Origin of the sequence: Streptomyces sp. NPDC059696, from assembly GCF_042733745.1 — a bacterium.
Lineage (GTDB): Bacteria > Actinomycetota > Actinomycetes > Streptomycetales > Streptomycetaceae > Streptomyces.
On the sequence record NZ_JBHWFG010000025.1, the window covers coordinates 125,094 to 127,493 of the forward strand.

The window sequence follows — 2,400 nt, forward strand, 5'->3', positions numbered from 1 at the left end:
CCCGGGGGCGCGCCCGCGCGGCGGCGGGCCCGCGCGCGCGCCCGGGGGGGCCGCCCCGCCCGGCCCGGGGGCCGGGGGCCCCCCCCCGGCCCGGCGGCGCCGTCTAGGCGGAGGCGTCGTGCTGCAGCTCGCCCACGGAGTCCACGTACTTGATGAGCAGCCGGGCGAACTCCAGCCGCTCGTCCTCGGGCCAGTCCTGGGTGATGCGCTCGAAGGCCGCCCGCTGGTGGCGGCGGAAGCGGGCGAGCGTCTCGTGCCCCTCGGGGGTGAGCTGCAGGATCGTACGGCGGCCGTCGCGCTGCGAGGCCGCACGGATGAGATAGCCGGCGGAGATGCAGTCCGAGACCATCCGGCTCGCCACGGAGGGGTCGACGGCCAGCCGCTCGCCCACGACACCGACGGTGATCTCCTGGCCCTCCTGGTCGGGCCCGTCCTGCACGATGTTGAGCACCAGCGTCCTGGTGAAGTCCTTGCGGGACACCTGCTTCTCCACGTTCAGCGCCTGCGCGCGCCGCAGTCGGGAGAAGGCGGGGCCGACGGCGTCGAGCAGTTCCGCTGCCCGCGGCGCGGGCTGAGTCGAAGTGTCCATGCCCGCAGTCTAATCGAGTTGATTACAACAGACGAGCATCTGTATGCTCACAATCGACTGCATGACATTAAGCATATACCTGTTAGCGAACATCTATCGCGTACCTCGCGCACATCTGTCGCGCACATCCACCGAGGGGGAACCTCATGTCCCAGTCCGTGCCACCCGAGCAGGCCGGCCGCGACTTCGAGCTCACGTACGACACCGACGTCGACCACGACGTGCTGATCGTCGGCGGCGGTCCGGTCGGCATGCTGCTCGCCGCGGAGCTCCGGATCTCCCGCGTGCGGGCGGTCGTGCTCGAGCGGCTGCCCGAGCCCACCCCGCACTCCAAGGCCTTCGGGCTGCACGCCCGCTCCCTGGAGTCCCTCGACCGGCGCGGACTGCTCAAGAGGTTCCGCGAGGGGGCCCGCTCCTGGAACAACGGCCACTTCGCGGGCCTCGACGAGTGGGTCGACTTCTCCACCCTCGACAGCGCGCACGGCTACGCCCTGCTCTCCGAGCAGACCCGCACCGAACGGCTGCTGGAGGAGCGCGCGCTCGAACTCGGCGCCGAGATCCGGCGCGGCCACGAGGTCACCGCCCTCCGCCAGGACGCCGACGGCGTCGAGGCCGAGGTGACCGGTCCCGACGGCGACTACACCCTGCGCGCCCGCTACGCCGTGGGCTGCGACGGCGCCCGCAGCCTGGTCCGGCAGGAGGCCGGCATCGCCTTCCCCGGCACCGGCGGCCGGGTCACCGCCCGGCTCGGCGACGTGATCCTCGCCGACCGCGAGAACGCCCCCATGGGCATGGAGCGCACCGAACGCGGCCTGCTGTTCTGCGTCCCGCTCGACGACACCTACCACCGGGTCTCCACGTTCGACTTCGAGGCCGACCGCGAACCCGGGGCGGAGCTCACCCTGGACGAGCTGACCGCCAGCCTGCGCGAGATCTGGGGCGACGACCTCGGTGCGCACGCGCCGCGCTGGCTCTCCGTCTTCACCGACTCCGCGTGCCAGGCGGAGCGCTACCGCTCCGGCCGGCTGCTGATCGCGGGCGACGCCGCCCACACCCACTTCCCGGTCGGCGGCCAGGGCGTCAACCTCGGTCTGCAGGACGCCTTCAACCTCGGCTGGAAGCTGGCCGCCGCGGTGCACGGCTGGGCTCCCGAGGGCCTGCTCGACAGCTACGACCGCGAACGCCAGGCACCGGCCCGCAAGGTGCTGGCCAACACCCGCGCCCAGATCGCGCTGATGAACCCCGACCCCTACGTCACCCCGCTGCGCGAGCTGTTCACCGACCTCATGCGCACCGAGCAGGTGAACCGGTACCTCGCCGAGATGCTCAGCGGCGTCACCGTCCGCTACGCGATCGACGGTCCCGAGCACCGGCTGCTCGGCGACTTCGCCCGCGACCTGGAACTGAAGACCGAGGACGGCGTCCGTCCCCTGCCCACGTACCTGAAGCGCGGCACCGGCCTGCTGCTCGACCTGTCCGGCGACGCGCAGATCGGCCAGGTCCACGAGAAGTGGGCCGCGGGCGCCTCCTGGGCCGGCCGGCTCCAGCTCGTGCGGGCCGAGTGCGCCCAGGAGCCGGACCTGGCCGGTCTGCTGGTCCGCCCCGACGGTTACGTCGCCTGGGCCGCGGACCGAGACATGCCCGAGCCGGAGCTCCGCGAATCGCTGACCGCCGCCGTCACCACCTGGTTCGGCACGGTCTGACGAAGGGGCCGGACCGGCACGTCGTGGACGTCGGCGGCGGCAGCGGTGATCTGCTCGCGGCGGTGGTCGACGCCACCCCGGGCGCGCGCGGCACCCTGCTCGACCTCC

Annotated in this window: 2 protein-coding genes; one reads left to right on the forward strand and one right to left on the reverse strand. The window is 72.8% G+C overall.

Annotation, left to right across the window (positions count from 1 at the left end; all coding sequences use genetic code 11):
* Positions 1 to 103: 103 nt before the first annotated feature.
* A complete protein-coding gene (locus tag ACFV20_RS25775; RefSeq protein WP_385660108.1) occupies positions 104 to 589 on the reverse strand; it encodes a MarR family winged helix-turn-helix transcriptional regulator in 486 nt (161 codons plus the stop codon).
* 146 nt (positions 590 to 735) lie between these two features.
* On the opposite strand from ACFV20_RS25775, the gene ACFV20_RS25780 reads away from it, so the two are divergent.
* On the forward strand, positions 736 to 2,292 hold the full coding sequence (locus ACFV20_RS25780; RefSeq protein WP_385660110.1) for an FAD-dependent monooxygenase: 1,557 nt from the start codon (positions 736 to 738) through the stop codon (positions 2,290 to 2,292).
* The last annotated feature ends 108 nt before the right edge of the window (positions 2,293 to 2,400 follow it).

Excerpts from the sequence above, each read along its gene's own strand:
- ACFV20_RS25775 (WP_385660108.1), bottom strand. The coding sequence starts at position 589 with ATGGACACTTCGACTCAGCCCGCGCCGCGGGCAGCGGAACTGCTCGAC.
- ACFV20_RS25780 (WP_385660110.1), top strand. The coding sequence starts at position 736 with ATGTCCCAGTCCGTGCCACCCGAGCAGGCCGGCCGCGACTTCGAGCTC.